Raw genomic sequence first — 16,341 nt, forward strand, 5'->3', positions numbered from 1 at the left:
CTTATGTCTGGCTGGTAGGCATTCAGTCGTTAATCAGTTGGGCGACCCGTTGCAACACTCGCTCACTGCGGTAGCTCCAGCTCCCGCCAATCACTTCGAAGTTCTGCCCATGGGCCACCAGCCACTGCCGGCTGGCGTCGAAGAATGCCTGGCGTTCGCTCAGGTCTGGCTGGCAACGCTGGCCGTCGCCGATCCATTCGACGCCTTCCGGCGAAAGCAACAGGTGCAAATCGTAATGACGCTGTGAGAGTGCGGCTTCGAGCCAGCCCGGGCAGTCGTTGAACAACGCGCGACTCCAGAGGATGTTGCTCAGCAGGTGAGTGTCAAGAATCAGCAGCGCCGGCTTCAGCGACCGGGCGGCGTCTTCCCAGGCCAGCTGCTCATGGGCGATGACATCGATGTCCGCGTAAACGGTGTCCCGCTGCACCTCATCAATGAACTGGCGCACGTATTCACCCACCAGCACGCCACCGAACTGCCGTTGAATCTCTTCCGCCAGCCAGCTCTTGCCGCTGGACTCGGGCCCCGTCAGTACCAGCACTTTCATCCCGGTCAACGCGCCAGCGCGGGGTCGGCGCGCCAGTCACGCCAGCCTTGCACGGCGAGCAGGGTGAACAGCGCGTACAAGCCGGCGGTGAGGTACAGCGCTTTATAGAGAAACAGGCCGACGAAGACCACGTCGAGGAGGATCCACAGCGGCCAGCACTGCACGCGCTTCTGCGCCATCCATACCTGCGCCACCAGGCTGTAGCCGGTCAGTGTGGCGTCGAGCCAGGGTTGGGCGGCGTCGGTGAAATGGGCCATGGCCGCGCCGAGGACAAGGCTGACCAGCGCGCCGGCCACCAGACTGAGCAGCAAGCTGCCACTGCCCAGCGAGGTGACGATGCGGCCGTTGTCCGCCGCGCCCCGGCGGGTCCATTGCCACCAGCCATACACCTGGAGCCCGGCGTACACCACCTGCAGCAGCATGTCGGAGTAGAGCTTCACGTCGAAGAAGATCCAGGTGTAGAGCAGCACCATGACCAGCCCGATCGGCCAGCACCACGGGTTTTGTTTGACTGTCAGCCAGACGGCAATGACACCGAGTGCGGCGGCGAACAGTTCAAGCCCTGACATGGCAACTCCTGAGGAAACGATGAAAAAACCGGTCGGCGATTGTAGGCGCTTTATCGCCCGAGGTGGGGCGCGATGATGCGTCGGAAGCGTCTGAAAAGGCAGTGGAAAAACAGCCGGGGCAACCTGCGGGGCTCATAGAGGAAATGTAACGACGATGAGACAAACGTCAAAGCCTTCGCGCCATTATTCATGCTAGCGCGTTCGTCAAAAAGGTCTGCTAGCATCGCCGCGCTCATGCCCAAGCCTGACAGCCTGCGTTCATGCTTTTTTTACGCCCGACCGTTTATCGTTCGCGCAACAGTTTGTAATACAAATCAAGAGAACCTTTGCCATGAGCAGGTTCCAGCCGGGGGAATGATGGATCTTTGGACCGCTGCACAGGCGCTGATACTTGGAGTTGTAGAAGGGCTGACGGAGTTTTTGCCGATTTCCAGTACGGGCCATCAGATCATCGTTGCGGATCTGATCGGTTTTGGCGGCGAGCGCGCGATGGCGTTCAATATCATTATTCAGTTAGGGGCGATCCTGGCGGTGATGTGGGAGTTTCGTCGCAAGATCCTCGATGTCGTCACCGGGCTGCCGACCCGGCCCGAAGCCCGGCGTTTCACCGCCAACCTCATCGTCGGCGTGCTGCCGGCCATGGTCCTCGGGGTGCTGTTTTCCGATCTGATCCACGAATACCTGTTCAACCCGATCACCGTCGCAGTGGCGCTGGTGGTGGGCGGCTTCATCATGCTCTGGGCCGAGCGCCGCGAGCATGTGATTCACGCCGAGACCGTGGATGAGATGACCTGGGTGGACGCGTTGAAGGTCGGCTTCGCGCAATGCCTGGCGATGATTCCGGGAACTTCGCGGTCGGGCTCGACCATCATCGGCGGGCTGCTGTTCGGTCTGTCACGCAAGACCGCCACCGAGTTTTCGTTCTTTCTGGCGATGCCGACCATGATCGCGGCGTCGGTGTACTCGGGTTACAAATACCGTCACCTGTTCCAGCCCGACGACCTGCCGGTGTTCGCCATTGGCTTCATCGCGGCGTTCATCTTCGCGATGATCGCCGTGCGCGGTTTGCTCAAGTTCATCGCGACCCACAGCTACGATGTGTTCGCCTGGTACCGCATCGCGTTTGGCTTGCTGATCCTGGCGACTTGGCAATTCGGCTGGGTCGACTGGTCCAGCGTGCAGGGCTGATGTTCCGATGAATCAACGCTTCGAACCGCAACCCCCGGGTCGCCCGGCCGCTGGCAAACCCGTCGCCGTGCGCTTTCTGAAACTCAAGCTGCTGGCTCTGCTGTTGCTGTGCGGCCTGCCGGTTTACGGGGTCGTTACGTGCTGGACGAGCGGCGTCAGCTGGCTGCCGGCGGCGATCTACGCACTGATGAGCGTCGTCGCATTTGCCCTGTATGGATACGACAAGAAGCAGGCCCGGCACAGCGGACAGCGCACGCCGGAAAAGCTGCTGCACGGGATCGAACTGCTCGGTGGCTGGCCCGGCGCGCTGCTGGCTCAGCAGGTGTTTCGCCACAAGACCCGCAAGTTTTCCTACCAGTTGGTGTTCTGGCTGATTGTGCTGCTGCATGAACTGTTCTGGATGGACCGCCTGCTGTTCGGCGGCCGCCTGATCTCGCGCCACCTGTTTTAGACCACTGACGTCAAAGGCTGGACGAGCGCGGCTACAACTTAAGCGCCACTTGCCTGCGCTTCGACAGTTTGCCGACCACTAACTGGTGGGAGCGGGTCAGCAGTTCCTTCAGCTCCGCCTCGCCCATGGCGAACGGGTAGGTGAGGGTGACCCAGTGGGCGCGGGCCAGGTAGGGCGCCGGGCGCACGCCCGGACGGTCGACGTAGCCGAGGAACAGCTCGGCGCCGACCTTGAACGACAGATCGTTGCCCGCCAGGCCCATCACCGCGAACATCTTGGTGTCAGCGATGGAGAACACCCTGACGCCGCCCCATTTGTAATCCTCCCGCGCGCCCGGAAGATTCAGGCAGAACGCGGCGACTTCTTCAATCTGCATGGGAGTGTTCCTGAAGGCGGGTGAGGGGTGACCGGCAGCCTGCGTTAACCATGAGAACGACCGCCATTGGACGCCAGGTCCGCCAGAATCGGGCAGTCCGGGCGGCGGTCGCCCTGGCAGTGGCTGACCAGGTTCTGCAGGGTGTCGCGCAGCCCGGCCAGTTCCTCGATCTTCTGATTGAGTTCGACGATGTGCTTGTGGGCCAGCGCCTTGACGTCGGCGCTGGCGCGGCCGCGGTCCTGCCAGAGGGTCAGCAGTTTGCCGACTTCTTCCAGGGAAAACCCCAAGTCCCGCGAGCGTTTGATGAACGCCAGGGTGTGCAGCTCGTTCGGGCCGTACAGGCGATAGCCACTGTCGGTGCGGGTGGCGGCCGGAAGCAGGCCGATGGATTCGTAATAGCGAATCATCTTGGCGCTGAGGCCGCTGCGTTTGGCGGCTTGTCCGATGTTCATGAGGCGTCTCCCGTGTCGTAGGGTTTGTCTTTGGGGTCGTCTTTGGATTCGTTGTTGGGTGTCCAGGTTTTCAACAGCAGGGCGTTGCTCACCACACTGACGCTGGACAAGGCCATGGCCGCGCCTGCCAGCACCGGATTGAGCAGGCCGAACGCAGCCAGCGGAATGCCGATCAGGTTATAAACGAACGCCCAGAACAGGTTCTGGCGGATCTTCGCGTAGGTCTTGCGGCTGATGTCGAGGGCGGCGGGGATCAGCCGCGGGTCGCCGCGCATCAACGTGATGCCGGCCGCGTGCATGGCCACGTCCGTGCCGCCACCCATGGCGATGCCGATGTCGGCGGCAGCCAGGGCAGGGGCGTCGTTGATGCCGTCACCGACCATCGCCACCACGCCGGTTTTCTTCAGCGCCACGACGGTCGCGGCTTTGTCGGCGGGCAACACTTCGGCGTGCACGTCGCGGATGCCCAGCGCCTCGGCGACCACCCTGGCGCTGCCGCGATTGTCGCCCGTTAGCAAGTGGCTGCTGATGTGCCGGGCGTTCAGTTGCGCGATGGCCTCAACGGCGCCGGCCTTGAGGGTGTCGCCGAAAGCAAACAGGCCGAGCACTCGACGCTGCGGGCTCAGTTCGATCAGCCAGGACAGCGTGCGGCCTTCGGCTTCCCACGCCTGAGCGCGCTCGTGCAGAGCGTCCCCGGTCACGGCATTTTCTTCCAGCAAGCCGCTTTCCTGCAGCAAGCGCTGATTACCCAGCGCCAGTTCGCGGCCTTGCAGGGTGCCGGCGATACCGCGTCCGGCCAGCGCGCGGCTATTGCCGACGGCATCCAGGCTCAGCCCGCGTTCGGCGGTCACGTCCAGCACGGCTTTGGCCAACGGGTGCTCGCTGCCACGCTGCAGCCCACCGGCCAGTTGCAACAAGGTGTTTTCATCACCGTCGAGCGCGGCCATGTGGGCAATGCGTGGCCTGCCGGAAGTCAGCGTGCCGGTCTTGTCGAAGACCACCGTGGTGACTTCATGGGCGCGCTCCAGGGCTTCGGCGTCCTTGATCAAAATGCCGTGGCGCGCAGCGACGCCGGTGCCGGCCATGATCGCAGTCGGCGTGGCCAGCCCCAGCGCACAGGGGCAGGCAATGACCAGCACGGTGACGGCGTTGATCAGCGCAGCCTCCAGCGACGCGCCGGCCATCAGCCAGCCGGCCAGTGTCGCCAGGGCAATCAGCAGGACCACGGGCACGAACACCTGACTGACCTTGTCGACCAGCTTTTGAATCGGGGCCTTGGCAGACTGTGCGGCTTCTACCAGACGGATGATGCGCGCCAGCACGGTTTCCGCCCCCAGCGCCCGGGTGCTGATCAGCACCCGGCCCTCGCCATTGATCGCGCCGCCGGTGACCCTGTCGCCGGGCTGTTTCGGCACCGGCAGGCTCTCGCCGCTGATCAGGGCTTCGTCGGCGTGGCTCTGGCCTTCGAGCACCTGACCATCCACCGGAAAGCGCTCGCCGGGTTTGACCACCACACAATCGCCGACGCTCAGCGCGCTGATGGCGACGTCCGCTTCCTGCCCGTTAACCAGCCGGATCGCGCGGTCGGGGCGCAAGGCTTCCAGCGCCCGAATCGCGCTGGCGGTCTGGCGCTTGGCGTTGCTCTCCAGGTATTTGCCGAGCAGGACCAAGGCGATGACCACCGCCGAGGCCTCGAAATACAGGTGCGGCATCGTACCGGGCGCAGCGCTCAGCCACTGGTAAATGCTCAACCCATAACCGGCGCTGGTGCCCAACGCGACGAGCAGGTCCATATTGCCGGCACCGGCGCGCACGGCTTTCCAGGCGGCAACGTAAAAGCGCGCGCCGAGGAGGAATTGCACGGGGGTGGCCAGAGCAAACTGCAGCCACGCCGGCAGCATCCCGCGGGCGCCGAACGGCTGCAGAAGCATTGGCAAGACCAGCGGCAAGGCGAGAACGATGGCCACGATCAACTGCCAGCGCTCGGTTTCGTGGCGTTTGCGCCGGTCGGCTTGCCGGGTGGCTGAGTCCTGTTCGAGGCTGGCGCTGTAGCCGGCCTTGTCAACGGCGGCCACCAGCACGGCGGGATCGATCTGGCCGCTGACCTCGATGTGGGCGCGTTCGTTGGCGAGGTTGACCGTGGCGACCTCGACGCCGGGCACTTTGCGCAGCGCGCGCTCGACTCGGCCAGCGCAACTGGCGCAGGTCATGCCGGCAATGGGCAGGTCAAATGTGTGGGCACTGGGCATCGCGGGCACTCCGGCAAGTCTATTGCCAGTAAGGATCAACCTTGCCCTTCTGGCAAGGTCAAGAGGTGCGCGGCGTTGAATGTTTGGACTGGATCGTTTGCACGCGCCGACGCAGGACAGCCCATTGGCAACCTGCGACAATCCCAGCCCCTTTCGGCCAGGCGAGCGGCATACCGTGTACGACTTCAACGATTTGTACTATTTCGTGCAGGTGGTCGAGAACAAAGGGTTCGCGGCCGCCGCGCGCAAGATCGAGGTGCCGAAGACCAAGCTCAGCCGGCGCATCGCTCAGTTGGAGGATCGGCTGGGGGTGCGGCTGATCCAGCGCACCACGCGCAAATTCACGGTGACCGAGGTGGGACTGGATTATTACCGGCACTGTGTGGCGATGCTGGTGGAGGCCGATGCCGCCGAGAAAGTGGTCGAGCAGTCGAGGTCCGAGCCCCAAGGCATCGTGCGCATCAGTTGCCCGCCAGCGCTGGGTTCGATGGGGGTGAGTGACACGATCGCGAAGTTTCTGGTGCTGCACCCGAAAGTGCAGATTCAGGTGGAGAGCACGAACCGTCGGGTGGATGTGTTGGGGGAGGGGTATGACATCGCGCTGAGGGTGCGTTTTCCGCCGCTGGACGATGAGAATCTGGTGATGAAGGTGTTGGGCGAGAGCCATCAGCGGTTGGTGGTTCGCCCGTCGTTGCTGGAGGGCAGGACGATTCGAACGCCGCAGGCGTTGGTGGGGCTGCCGAGTATGGATCTGGCGCCGGCGAACCGTGAGCACCGTTGGGCGTTGATCGGGCCGGGGGGTGAGCGGATTGAGGTTGCTCATCAGCCGCGCTTTGTGACGTCGGATCTGGATGCGTTGCACCGGGCGGCGGTGGAGGGTGTGGGGGTGGTGCAGATGCCGGAGATTATGGTTCGGCATTCGTTGCATGAGGGGCGACTGGTTGAGTTGTTGCCGGGGTTTCGGCCGCCGAGTGGGTTGATTCATGCGGTGTTTCCTTCGCGGCGGGGGTTGTTGCCGTCGGTGCGGGGGTTGGTGGATTTGCTGGCGGAGGATTTTGGGGCGAATGAAAAGGCGGATCGGGAGGCGTGTGAGTTGGCGGGGCACCGGTAGGCTCTTTCAAGATCAAGATCTTTAACATCAAGAGCGTCTGCCTGGGGGCAGACTGTTTCGCCTTCGGCGACTTACTTTTGAAAAGCCCCAAAAGTAAGCAAAAGTGCCTGCTCTCGGTTGGGCCCTTCGTTCCTCAGGGTACCTTCACTCCGGTCTCGCTCCGTGGGCCCGCGCCGAACGGACATCCATGGCCCTCTCGCCGCATCCATGCGGCTCGGCCCACTGCGCGAGACCTGCGTTCAGCCTGCACCCAAGTCGCGATTGGCGGTGTCTGGACCTTTTGTGTTTGAAGATCAAGATCAAAAGCTTCCCGGCTGAAGCCGGTCCCACAGTGTGTACGCGCTGCTGTTAGTGGGACCGGCTTTAGCCGGGAAGGGGCCGGTGTGAACGCTGTCCATGTCGGGATTTTCTACAGATGCCTCCAACCCACATTGATCGCACATTTTGATTGTCCTGTGAGTGGGACGATCTATCGCATTTCCACCCTCTAATCACTTATTACTCCGCAAGGTAGGATGACGCCACTTGATCGCCAGGCGGCGATTCTCACCTTGGGAAGCACTTCATGAAACTCTTGCACATCGATTCCAGCATCCTCGGCGATCACTCCGCTTCGCGTCAGTTGAGCCGCAGTGTTGTTCAGTCTTTTACCGCTATCACCCCAGACACTCAGGTGGTGTACCGCGATCTGGCGAATGAGCCACTCAATCATTTCTCCGGCGCCACGCTGGCCGCTGCCGGTACGCCGGTGGAAGGGCGTGACGCGGCGCAGAGGCTGGAAGTGGAAACCAACGAAGCGACGCTGGAAGAGTTTCTGTCGTCGGACGTGGTGGTCATCGGTGCGCCGATGTACAACTTCAGCATCCCGAGCCAGTTGAAGGCGTGGATCGATCGCATCTGTGTGGCCGGCCGCACGTTCCGCTACACCGAAGCCGGTCCGGAAGGGCTGTGCAAGGGCAAGAAAGTGATCGTCGTGTCGACCACCGGCGGTTTGCATCAGGGCCTGCCGAGCGGTGCTGGCCATGACGACTTGCTCAAGGTGGTGTTTGGTTTCATTGGCGTCACCGACCTGCAATTTGTTGTCGCCGAAGGTCTGGCGTATGGCGACGAGCCGCGTGCCGCTGCCATGGCTGCCGCGCAGAAGACCATCAGCGAAACGCTGTTCGCTTAAGCCCGACCCGTCGAGCGTCCCCGCGAGGGGCTCGAAGCGTTAACAAAGCCGCACCCGAAAGCCCTGTCATCACCGGCCTGCACGCCGTCTGATGACGGGGCTTTCGTCGTTTTGCGGCCGCACGTTCAGCCGGGCGACAGCCTTTATGACTTCTTTGCGCGTAACCTCTTCGAAGCACCGTAGAATGCCGGCCCATCCGGTCGGTTCTGCGTAAAATGGCGGCCGACGTCTTCAATTCATCGAGCTTGGCCCGCCTTGTGCACCATTGATCCTCAAACGTTTCGGAATGTTATCGAACCCCACGGGTCAGATAGCGACAGACGCCGTTTTCGCGGGGCTTCGGCCCTTGAGCGTCTGAATCGGCAGGCATGGATTGATAAGGTGAGGGGCATTGCAATGATGCGTCTTTGTGCAGTGATGATGATCAGCCTGCTGGGCAGCCTGATTTCGGTGCAGGCCAGTGAGCTGCAGAGCTGGAGCGTGGGCTTTCACGAGCTGACGTTTCTCGATCCGCTGGATTCCCGGCCCATGCACGCCTACGCCTTTTACCCCTCCACCGACGATGAGCACATTACCCGCGTTCAGGGTTATCCGATTGAAGCGTCGGAAGACGCGACGATTGCCATGGGCCGTTTCCCGCTGCTGATGCTGTCCCACGGCAACACCGGCACGCCGCTGGCGCAACATGACCTGGCGACGTCATTGGCGCGCAAGGGCTTTGTCGTCGTGGCGGTGTTCCATCCGGGCGACAACTACATGGACCACAGCCGCCTGGGCAGCCTGAGCAATCTCTACGGTCGCCCGCTGCAAATATCCGAAGCCATCAGTGCCGCATTGATCGATCCGATGCTGTCGCCATATATCAGCGCGCGCCGGGTCGGGGTGATTGGTTATTCGGCGGGTGGCGAAACGGCGTTGATTCTCGCCGGTGCCCAGCCTGATCTGCAGCGTCTGCGCCATTACTGCACCGAGCGCCCGCAGGACCGCGATGCCTGCAAAACCCAGGGAGAACTGGTGGCGGACCGTGATGACCTGCACGCCCAGGCCGATCCCCGGGTGGGCGCATTGATGCTAATGGCGCCGCTGGGGTTGATGTTTGGTCGGCAGACGCTGGCGGATGTGCACGTCCCGGTGTTGCTGTACAGCGGCGACGGCGACGAACTGCTCGCCATCGACAAGAACGCCGAAGCGCTGGCGCGCAAGCTGCCCGATGTCTCGGATTTCAAATTGTTCGCCGGGGCAGGGCATTTCGTGTTCATGGCGCCCTGTGACGACGAGCAACGCGCCACCCAGCCCGGGCTGTGCACCGACGCCATTGGCGTCAATCGCGAAAGCATTCACCGCGACCTGAGCACGGAAGCCGTGCGCTTTTTCGGCACCGCTCTGGGCTCGCCGACCAGCACCGCCGGGATGCAGACCGCGGCGCATCGGGAATTTGAACCCGTCAACAGCTTGGATCAGTAAGGCTCACTTAGAAACTGAGCCCACCCGCGCTGCCTACTGGGCGTCCGCCGCGGGTGAGGGCGTGGGCTTGCCACGAATCACTTTGCCGCGCCGCTCGGCAATCTCCCGCGCCTGACCGTCACGCTGCCCGCCGGTACGTGCCTCGCTGATCAACGCCGGAATCAGCGGCCCTTCCGGCAGATTCTTCCAGAACCGCGCCGGCAGATGGCCCTGCATGACTTTGGGATTGAGCCGGGCCGGATTGAAGATGTGGCTGTAGTAGGTCAGCCAGAGATTGCCATGGGGATCGTCGGCATTGCGCGCCAGCGACTGCCACGCCTCCGGGCACACCGGCTGATGAATCAGCTGTTTGCCGTCATAAAACACACCGTCCTTGGGCGTCGCGATCATCCAGCGATGACGACCCATGCGCCCGATGAAATGCTCGCTGGCGGTGCGCAGAATATCGTGGGCGGGCTCGTGCCACGCGACGTATTCCGGCAGGCAGGTCATCTCCAACAGCGCCGCCTTGGCCGCGACGTCTTCGGCATTGTCGATCACCGGCAGCGCCACGAAACGCAAGAATGCATGCAGGTGGTGGGCTTCACGGCTGACCTGTTTCAGGCGCCGGTGCAGTTCGCTGCCCAGTTTGTCGCCGGCCAGCATGGCCGTGCGATCACCGTGGCTCACGCGCCATAGCACTTCATACAACAACGTCCAGCGCTGATCACCGCAAAATTGCGCCGCGTTTTGCAGCAGCTCCAGCAATTCCAGCGGAATGCGCGCGCGGAACGGACCGGGTTCGTCGGGGTAATCGGTGTCGCTGGCGAACAGGTCGGCGTCCTGCTGCACGCTCCAGCTGACCTGATCCGGGTTGATCTGGTGGCTCATCAGCCAGCGCGCCTGCTGCCGCCAGGTGTCGAATGAGTCGGCGCAATCGAGAATGATCATCCCCACAGCGCCATTTGTTGCGGCTGCGGTTTGTCGCGCAGTTGCTCGCGCAGATCGATGCTTGAGCTTTCGGCCTGACGCGGATGGTAGTCGCTGGTGATGATGAACGGCTTGGCCTTGGCCAGCACGCAGCGCAGACGGGTGAGGTCTTCGTATCGAATGCGACGTTGGCGGCGCAACTCGACCAGACGCTTGGTGGTGCGGATGCCAATGCCGGGGATCCGCGCGATCATCGCTGGCTCCGCGCGGTTGAGGTCCAGCGGGAAGATGTCGCGATGCTCCAGCGCCCAGGCCAGTTTAGGGTCGATGTCCAGGGCCAGGTCCCCCGGGCCTTGCAGCAGTTCGTTGGCGCTGTAGCCATAGCTGCGCAGCAGGAAGTCGGCCTGATACAGCCGGTGTTCGCGCATCAGTGGCGGCGCGGCGTGGGGCACGCTTTTCGGGCTGTTGGGAATCGGGCTGAACGCCGAGTAGTAGACGCGCTTGAGGCGGAAATCGCCGTACAGCGATTCAGCGGTATGCAGGATGGTGCTGTCATCGGTTTCGTCGGCACCGACAATCATCTGCGTGCTTTGCCCGGCCGGCGTAAATTTTGGCGCCCGCGGCTCGTTGAGAATGGTTTGCTGGCCGGTGTAGATGGTTTGCATGGCCTGCTTGATCGAGCCCATTTCCTTTTCCGGCGCCAGGGTTTGCAGCCCCAACTGGGTCGGCAGCTCGATGTTGACGCTCAGGCGATCGGCGTAGCGGCCGGCTTCTTCGATCAGCGCGGGATCGGCTTCGGGTATGGTCTTCAGGTGGATGTAGCCACGGAATTCGTGGTCTTCACGCAGCAGTTTGGCCACGCGAATCAGCTGTTCCATGGTGTAGTCCGCCGAGCGGATGATCCCGGAGCTGAGAAACAAACCGCTGACGCAGTTGCGGCGGTAGAAATCCATGGTCAACGTGACCACTTCTTCGGGGCTGAAACGTGCGCGGGGCACGTCGCTGGAACGGCGATTGACGCAGTACTGGCAGTCGTACAGACAGAAGTTGGTGAGGAGGATTTTCAGCAGCGAGACACAGCGTCCGTCAGGGGTGTAACTGTGGCAGATGCCCATGCCGGTGCTTGAGCCGAGGCCGGATTTGCCCTCGGAACTGCGCTTGGGTGCGGCACTGCTGGCGCAGGAAGCGTCGTACTTGGCCGCGTCGGCGAGGATGCTCAGCTTGTCGATCAGCTGCATGGATTTTCTCGATACTGTTTTTATGTACAGTATCGAGTTGTCCGGGGATGAACAAGGCCCGATCGGATGGATGGCCGGTCGATCAACTGATGCGCTGTACCAATTCCTTCAATTCGCCAAAATCTTTGACGCGATGGAAGTTGGCGTGGCCCATGAAGGCCGAAAAATCCGTGTCGCCATAACCCGCCACTTGCGCGCCGGCACCCAGTCCGGCCTCAACGCCCGGAATGCTGTCTTCCACCAGCAGGCACTGAGTCGGCGGCAGGCCCAGCAATTCTGCAGCGTGTTCGATCAGTATCGGGGACGGTTTCCACGATTGCACTTCATAGGCACTGACGATCAGGCCATGGAACACGTCCAGCAGGCCGACGGTGCTCAAACAGGTTTCGATCTTGCTGCGCGGGCCGTTGGAGGCGACGCATTTAGGCAGCGACAGGTTACGCACGAACTCGACCGCGCCGGGCATTTCTTCCAGCCGTTCCCTCAGCAGCGGCAGGGTGCGCGCGCGGAATTCGGTTTCGATGTCGTCGCTCGGCAGCCACGGATAATCGCGGCACAGGCCTTCCAGGCACAGCGCAAACTGCACGCCACGAAAGCGTTGCAGCACTTCGTCAACGGTCAGCAACACCTGGTGTTTGTTGAGGATGTCGCGCAGCAAGCCGGCGGCGAGCCGTTCGCTGTCAACCAGGGTTCCGTCGCAGTCAAAAATGACGCCGGCAATATTCAAACAGGGTTCTCCTTCTTTCTCGATCAGGTTGCTTGATCGGAATGCATGTGCAGATGTCTGGAATTCGGGTAGGGGCTGTTCGACCGGCATTATCCCGAAAAGTTGGCATCGATGTTCGGGCACTGACTTACGGTACGGCCTGTTCAATCCACCCTACGGCAGTGCAGGCCTTTGAACGGCATTGCGAGCAGGCCGACGGCTTCATCGTCAGGCCTGCACGTGAACCGCCGGTTACAGCTCGACCGGCGTGACCAGCGTCCCTTTCTCGAAATGACCACTGACGTTGGCGAACACCAGATCGGCCATGGCCTGACGCGTTTCGTAGGTCCCCGAGCCGATGTGCGGGGTGAGCACCACGTTGTCCAGCTTCAACAGCTCGGCGGGCACGTTGGGTTCGTCTTCGAACACGTCGAGGCCCGCGCCGGCGATTTCCGAGGCCAGCAGCGAGGCCACCAGGGCCTTCTCGTCGACAACGCTGCCGCGAGCGACGTTGATCAGAAACGACTTGGGTCCGAGCGCCCTAAGCACTTCGGCGTCGATCAGGTGCTGGGTGTCCGGGCCACCGGGGACGATGACAATCAGGTAGTCCGAGTCCTGAGCCAGGTGCTGAAGGTTGTCGTAGTGCTGGTAGGACACATCGTCATAGGCACGACCACGACGGAAGTAGGCGATGTTCATTTCGAAGGCCGCAGCGCGTTTGGCGATGGTCTTGCCGATCTTGCCCAGACCGACGATGCCGCAGGTCTTGCCGCACAGGTCGTTGCCCAGGGGAAATTTGCCGTTGGGCCACTGGCCGGCCCGCACGAAGCGCTCCGCTTCGCTGATGCGCCGGGACACGCCGAGCATCAGCGCCATGGCGGTTTCGGCGACGGCGTTGTTGAGCACGTCGGGGGTGTTGCTCAGTTTGATGCCACGGCGCGCCAGGTACTGAGTGTCGACCGCGTCATAGCCGACGCCGAAGCTGTTGACCACCTCCAGATTCGGCAGGCGATCGAGAATGGCGTTGTCGGTGCCGAACACGCCGCTGGTGACGACGCCGCGCACCTTGGTCCCGTGTTGGCTGGCCCAGGCGTCGATGTCATTGATGTCGGCGAGTTTGTGCACGCTGTAATCGCGCTCAAGGTTTTGCATCAGCGAGGCGTGCATCGGGCCCCAGACCAGAATGTCGGCTTTCTTGTCACTCATTGTTTTCTCCCTCGTCAGGCCAGATAGGTTTGGGTACTCAGCACCTCGGCATAGGCAAAGCCCAACGCTGACATGAATGCGGCGTGCACCTGGGCGGCAGGCACTACGCTGCCTTCGAATTCCAGGTCGCGGCTGGCGCAGGCGTCGTGGATGACTTTGACGGTGTAACCGAGGTCCGCCGCCGCACGGGTGGTGGCGTCGATGCACATGTGGCTCATGGAACCGATGATGACCAGGTTCTCGATGCCTTTGTCTTTGAGCAGCGCTTGCAGCCCGGTTTCGCGGAACGAGTTGGGGAAGTGCTTGAGCACCACCGTTTCGCTTTCAAGGTTCAGGACTTTGGGGTGCAGCTTTGCGCCATCGGAGCCGGGGGTGAAGAAGGGTGCGTCAGCGCCTGATTCATGGCGGATGAACACGACCGGATCCCCGGCATCCCGAGCGGCCTGAATCACCTTGGCGGCGTTGTCGGCGGCGGCATCCGCGCCTGCGAGGGGCCATTTGCCGCCGGGAAAGTAGTCGTTCTGGATATCGACTACGATGAGCGCTGTGGTGGACATTCGGGCTTCCTTGTTGAATGGGTGGGGTGGGTCAGAGTAATGCCTGCCCGAGCGTAGGGCCACTCCCGCTACACAGGTTGAACGCGATGTTTTTTGTGGGACCGGCTTCAGCCCCATTTGAATCAGCAGCGCTCCCCGCTGTCCATAGCCCGCCACCCCGTTTGAGTAACCAGCGAGAAGTCATGCCCGTGAATGGAATCAGCCGCCACCTCCATGCCCTAGCCAGCCTGATCCTGCTGGCGGTCCTCGCCGGTTGCAGCTCGCAACGCAGCCAGGAACCCGCGCCGGAACCCTCGGTGGTGCGCAGTGAAATCGTGCGGTTGTTGCCCGCCAATGTCGCCGACCGCCAGGGCTGGGCTCAGGACATTCAGCGGGCATTCGAGGCGCAGCACATCAACCCCAGCGTTGAAAACCTTTGTTCCGTGTTGGCCGTGACCGAGCAGGAATCCAACTTCCAGGTGGACCCGGCCGTCCCCGGCATGGGCAAGATCGCCCAGGATGAAATCGACCGTCGCGCCAGCAAGGCGCACATCCCCAACCTGCTGGTGCGCAGCGCACTGGACATCCGCTCCTCGACCGGCAAGACCTTCAACGAACGCCTCAGCGCCGCCCGCACGGAAAAAGACTTGAGCGCGATCTTCGATGACTTCATCGGCATGGTGCCGCTGGGTCGTACCCTGTTCGGCAATTTCAACCCCGTGCACACCGCAGGGCCCATGCAGGTCAGCATCGAATTTGCCGAGCGGCAGGCCCGGGATTATCCGTATCCGGTCGAGGGTTCTATTCGCCATGAAGTGTTCACCCGTCGCGGCGGCATGTACTTTGGCATCGCCCACCTGCTGGGTTATCCGGTCAGCTACGACAGGCCGCTGTACCGCTTCGCCGACTTCAACGCCGGCTGGTACGCCAGTCGCAATGCGGCGTTCCAGAGCGCTCTGGCGCGGGTTTCCGGCAAACGTCTGGCGCTGGATGGCGACCTGATCAGCTACGGTTTCGGCCCGGCGCTGGGGCAGACCGAACTGGCGGTTCGCAGCCTCTACCCGCAGCTGGACATGCGCAACACGACCATCCGCAGCCAGCTGGAGAAGGGCGAAACCCTGGCCTTCGAAGACACCGAGCTGTACGCGAAGATTTTCGCCATGGCCGATAAGGCCGCCGGCAAGCCGCTGCCGAGGGCGATTTTGCCGGGCATCGTACTGGAAAGTCCGAAGATCACCCGCAAGTTGACCACGGCCTGGTTCGCCCAGCGGGTGGAAGAGCGGCGGGTTCGCTGCATGGCGCGGGCGTCCGGGTCATTGAAGTGAGGGCGTGATTGTCAAAAGCTTCCCGGCTAAAGCCGGTCCCACATTCAATTTGCAGGAGGCACCCTTGTGAGCCGTGACATCGAAACACCCATCATCATCACCAGCAGCAACCCGGTGGCCGAAGAGCAGGCCGCGGATGCTCAGGTCGCTGACGCCATGCTGTTCGGATCGCCGAAGGACCGGCTGGACTTCTACCGCAAGGAAATCCAGTACGAGACGGCCATCCTCTCCAACCGCACCAATGCCTATTTGTCCGCGCAATCGTTTCTGGTCATCGCCTTTGCCTCGTCGATGGCCAACCTCAATCCCGAGTGGGGCAAGATGTTCACGCTGGTGGTTCCGCCATTTTTGACATTGCTCGGGCTGATCAGCTCCATGCACGCCTGGCCCGGCATCCGCGCCGCTTACGAAATCATCGATCACTGGCATTTCAAGCAGGCCCAGTTGCTCAGCAGCCAGCCGGCCATGGGACTCGCCTACGATGACTCGCCCCTGTTCAGCGAGCACGAATCCAGCGAGAAGGGCTATCGTAAATCGCTGATGTTCTCCATGCGCACGCCGTGGTTGTTCACCGTGTTCTGGTTTCTGCTGGGGGCCTTTTCCATCTACGTTCAAGTGGTCGACAGCGTGTTTTAAGTCCGCGACGATCGCGCCGATAAAGAAACAGCGAAAACAGGCTGATGCTACCTTGACACCAAGTCGCGGCAGGCGTATTTCGTCTGCCCGGTTCACGCCCGTTGCAGCGCCTGCAAACCCGTTAGCCAGACAGCCTGTTGGTCCGCGCCTTGCAACAACCTGCCGCTCAACGTTCTGTGCTGTTTTTTTGACTGTTACGCATATTTC

17 protein-coding genes are annotated in these 16,341 nt (G+C 62.2%); 7 read left to right on the forward strand and 10 right to left on the reverse strand.

The genetic code is table 11. From position 1 onward, the window contains the following. Positions 1-22: 22 nt before the first annotated feature. The gene (locus QWI20_RS13230) at positions 23-547 is read right to left on the reverse strand and encodes an AAA family ATPase (RefSeq protein WP_369305860.1); all 525 of its coding nucleotides are present in this window, start codon (positions 545-547) and stop codon (positions 23-25) included. A gap of 5 nt (positions 548-552) precedes the next feature. Then, the gene (gene pnuC / locus QWI20_RS13235; protein WP_369305861.1) at positions 553-1,116 is read right to left on the reverse strand and encodes a nicotinamide riboside transporter PnuC; all 564 of its coding nucleotides are present in this window, start codon (positions 1,114-1,116) and stop codon (positions 553-555) included. A gap of 357 nt (positions 1,117-1,473) precedes the next feature. On the opposite strand from pnuC, the gene QWI20_RS13240 reads away from it, so the two are divergent. Continuing rightward, positions 1,474-2,304, forward strand: a complete 831-nt coding sequence (locus QWI20_RS13240; protein ID WP_369305862.1) for an undecaprenyl-diphosphate phosphatase — start codon at positions 1,474-1,476, stop codon at positions 2,302-2,304. Positions 2,305-2,311: 7 nt separating this feature from the next. Then, complete coding sequence (locus QWI20_RS13245; protein ID WP_369305863.1) at positions 2,312-2,755, forward strand: DUF1294 domain-containing protein; 444 nt, start codon at positions 2,312-2,314, stop codon at positions 2,753-2,755. 31 nt (positions 2,756-2,786) lie between these two features. Here QWI20_RS13245 and QWI20_RS13250 read toward each other — a convergent pair whose 3' ends face one another. Genes QWI20_RS13250 through QWI20_RS13260 form a run of 3 tightly spaced genes read right to left on the reverse strand, consistent with a single transcriptional unit; the run spans position 2,787 to position 5,832 of the window. Continuing rightward, the gene (locus QWI20_RS13250; protein WP_369305864.1) at positions 2,787-3,131 is read right to left on the reverse strand and encodes an MmcQ/YjbR family DNA-binding protein; all 345 of its coding nucleotides are present in this window, start codon (positions 3,129-3,131) and stop codon (positions 2,787-2,789) included. Between the two features lie 44 nt (positions 3,132-3,175). After that, entirely contained in the window at positions 3,176-3,583 is a 408-nt protein-coding gene (gene cueR, locus QWI20_RS13255) for a Cu(I)-responsive transcriptional regulator (protein WP_369305865.1), read from the reverse strand. Beyond that, the gene (locus QWI20_RS13260) at positions 3,580-5,832 is read right to left on the reverse strand and encodes a heavy metal translocating P-type ATPase (RefSeq protein WP_369305866.1); all 2,253 of its coding nucleotides are present in this window, start codon (positions 5,830-5,832) and stop codon (positions 3,580-3,582) included. The genes cueR and QWI20_RS13260 overlap by 4 nt, the downstream gene beginning before the upstream one ends. A gap of 175 nt (positions 5,833-6,007) precedes the next feature. Between QWI20_RS13260 and QWI20_RS13265 the strand changes: the two genes are divergently transcribed. The 3 genes from QWI20_RS13265 to QWI20_RS13275 all read left to right on the forward strand — a co-directional run bounded on the left by QWI20_RS13265 (position 6,008) and on the right by QWI20_RS13275 (position 9,578). Continuing rightward, positions 6,008-6,943, forward strand: coding sequence for a LysR substrate-binding domain-containing protein (locus QWI20_RS13265; protein WP_369306012.1), 936 nt, complete (start codon positions 6,008-6,010; stop codon positions 6,941-6,943). 565 nt (positions 6,944-7,508) lie between these two features. Then, positions 7,509-8,114 (forward strand): FMN-dependent NADH-azoreductase, encoded by a 606-nt coding sequence (locus tag QWI20_RS13270; protein ID WP_369305867.1) that lies wholly within the window; start codon positions 7,509-7,511, stop codon positions 8,112-8,114. Between the two features lie 396 nt (positions 8,115-8,510). Next, positions 8,511-9,578 (forward strand): alpha/beta hydrolase family protein, encoded by a 1,068-nt coding sequence (locus QWI20_RS13275; protein WP_369305868.1) that lies wholly within the window; start codon positions 8,511-8,513, stop codon positions 9,576-9,578. A 33-nt stretch (positions 9,579-9,611) separates the two neighbouring features. Here QWI20_RS13275 and QWI20_RS13280 read toward each other — a convergent pair whose 3' ends face one another. From QWI20_RS13280 to QWI20_RS13300, 5 genes are all read right to left on the reverse strand, one after another. Further along, entirely contained in the window at positions 9,612-10,508 is an 897-nt protein-coding gene (locus tag QWI20_RS13280) for a TIGR03915 family putative DNA repair protein (RefSeq protein WP_369305870.1), read from the reverse strand. Further along, the gene (locus tag QWI20_RS13285) at positions 10,505-11,725 is read right to left on the reverse strand and encodes a putative DNA modification/repair radical SAM protein (RefSeq protein WP_369305871.1); all 1,221 of its coding nucleotides are present in this window, start codon (positions 11,723-11,725) and stop codon (positions 10,505-10,507) included. The genes QWI20_RS13280 and QWI20_RS13285 overlap by 4 nt, the downstream gene beginning before the upstream one ends. A gap of 82 nt (positions 11,726-11,807) precedes the next feature. Next, a complete protein-coding gene (locus QWI20_RS13290; RefSeq protein WP_369305872.1) occupies positions 11,808-12,452 on the reverse strand; it encodes an HAD family hydrolase in 645 nt (214 codons plus the stop codon). Between the two features lie 231 nt (positions 12,453-12,683). Beyond that, on the reverse strand, positions 12,684-13,637 hold the full coding sequence (locus QWI20_RS13295; protein ID WP_369305874.1) for a 2-hydroxyacid dehydrogenase: 954 nt from the start codon (positions 13,635-13,637) through the stop codon (positions 12,684-12,686). Positions 13,638-13,651: 14 nt separating this feature from the next. Further along, positions 13,652-14,194: a cysteine hydrolase family protein gene (locus QWI20_RS13300; protein WP_369305875.1), complete on the reverse strand. Its 543-nt coding sequence runs from the start codon at positions 14,192-14,194 to the stop codon at positions 13,652-13,654. A 182-nt stretch (positions 14,195-14,376) separates the two neighbouring features. On the opposite strand from QWI20_RS13300, the gene QWI20_RS13305 reads away from it, so the two are divergent. Both QWI20_RS13305 and QWI20_RS13310 read left to right on the forward strand, forming a co-directional pair. Further along, a complete protein-coding gene (locus QWI20_RS13305) occupies positions 14,377-15,498 on the forward strand; it encodes a DUF1615 domain-containing protein (RefSeq protein WP_369305877.1) in 1,122 nt (373 codons plus the stop codon). 156 nt (positions 15,499-15,654) lie between these two features. Continuing rightward, positions 15,655-16,134, forward strand: a complete 480-nt coding sequence (locus tag QWI20_RS13310; protein ID WP_192172290.1) for a hypothetical protein — start codon at positions 15,655-15,657, stop codon at positions 16,132-16,134. The last annotated feature ends 207 nt before the right edge of the window (positions 16,135-16,341 follow it).

Origin of the sequence: Pseudomonas sp. W2-17, assembly GCF_041060445.1 — a bacterium.
Classification (GTDB): Bacteria; Pseudomonadota; Gammaproteobacteria; order Pseudomonadales; family Pseudomonadaceae; genus Aquipseudomonas.